Source organism: Candidatus Cloacimonadota bacterium (assembly GCA_011372345.1).
Lineage (GTDB): Bacteria > Cloacimonadota > Cloacimonadia > Cloacimonadales > TCS61 > DRTC01.
The window spans coordinates 1-1,622 of the sequence record DRTC01000199.1 but is presented as its reverse complement, the minus strand read 5'-3'; the positions used below and the strand labels follow the sequence as shown (position 1 = coordinate 1,622).

The 1,622-nt window shown below is 31.2% G+C and carries 2 protein-coding genes; both read right to left on the bottom strand.

The features are described 5' to 3' along the window. Positions 1-165: 165 nt before the first annotated feature. A complete protein-coding gene (locus ENL20_03905; protein HHE37699.1) occupies positions 166-1,215 on the bottom strand; it encodes a PHP domain-containing protein in 1,050 nt (349 codons plus the stop codon). 183 nt (positions 1,216-1,398) lie between these two features. Next, positions 1,399-1,622, bottom strand: a 224-nt coding sequence (locus ENL20_03900) for a T9SS type A sorting domain-containing protein (GenBank protein HHE37698.1), incomplete at its 5' end; no start/stop codon positions are given.

Sequence of the window (1,622 nt, the reverse complement as noted above, 5' to 3'; positions counted from 1 at the left end):
CTTTTATCTCTTTCATTAATGATCCACAAAGGATCAACATTGATATCTGTTTCTTTCCATTTTGAAAAATCTAAATCATTGAATTTCATTTTTTTCTTTAATTTCAGATATCCATTTTCACAGAATGCAATTCTGTGCTACTTTTCACAAACAAGGATGTTTGTGTTACACTGCATAAATATTATTTGTATAGATCCAACCTCGTCCAAAACGAGTGATCTCCAACCTGTAATTTCCTTTTTCTTTGATCTCAAAAGCACCCTTATTATCAAATCTCGATTTGATTTTCTTCCCATTTTTGATCAATTTTGTTCTCGCCATACTTGGAAGATTATAATAGAATTTCAAATTTTCCTGAAATTTTATCTCTTCCCCAAAAATCGCACTTTCTTCTTTTGAATTGGAAATCCCTGCGTAAAAATTGTAAGGAGTTCCCCTTTTATAATTTACCATGTAGGAATTTCCTTTTTTCAATGCCTGCAGAATATTCTGGTCATTTATTTCGGTTTTTTCAGGAAGCAGGATATTTGTCCTGATGGTTTTGAAAAGGGCATTATGAGTCAGGAATTTGAATTTCAAACCGAGAATTTTGTACTCTTCTTCATGAGCATCGATACTTCCAATCGCAGATATCTTTTTCCCTGAATTATTTAGTTGATCCCAATAAGAAAGAGTTTCCTTGAAAGGTTTAATCACAAAAAAAGATGGAAACACAATCATGATCAAGCCATTAAGTTTTGGATGTACTTTTCCGATCCATTCCGAGAGAAAATTCCAGATCTCGATCCCGTCAAAATTATTATTACTTTTATCAGTCCAGGGATATTTTCGAAATTTGGAACTTACTCTTTTTTCAAAAGGATGAGCAACAAAACCAATCGCTCCTTCTTTTGCATAATGATCCACATATTCTCTCGCAGGTTTTTTTAGTAAAATTTCATCTGAATTAAAAACCAGGTAATGATTATTTTTTTCTGCGTCATTTATCTCGAAACCAACAATTATCTGAATATCTTTTTCCGCAAGTAAAAACTCATCTTTTTTTGCTTTCAAAGTCAGATGATCGTTGATCGTAATAAAATCAAGACCATTCCTTTTAGCGGAATCGATGATGTTTTTCAGCGAAGCTTTCGAATCGTATGAATATTGACTGTGATTGTGAATACAACCTGTCAACTCGATAAATTTTCGATTAAAAATTTTTTTTATTTTCATTGTTTCATTTCTTATTTATCTATATCAATTTTTACAAACCTTCAAGGTTTGCTAAACCTTGAAGGTTTTGAATCACTTTAAAAAGAGATATTTAAAGGACTACCTTAAATTATAGGGAGATTATAAGGAATTTTTAAAATCCTCTTTTGTTCTCCCTTATGAAAGGAGATTATATCGGTTTTATTATTTCAGGAAAATACAATTTCGGAAATATTCCTTTTTCATTCCTTGTGATTCGATCTCGATTTTCATTAAATAGATTCCGCTGGAAACTTTTCTCGAATTATTATCACGACCATCCCAGAATAAAAGATGTTCCAAACTATCTTCTTTATGAGAAAGAGATCGAACAAGTTGTCCTTTTATATTGTAAATTTGAACAGAACTTTTTTGGATCTTCAAATCAG

Bases quoted from the DNA above. Each gene is read 5' to 3' on its own strand.
- ENL20_03905 (HHE37699.1), bottom strand. From the start codon at position 1,215: ATGAAAATAAAAAAAATTTTTAATCGAAAATTTATCGAGTTGACAGGT.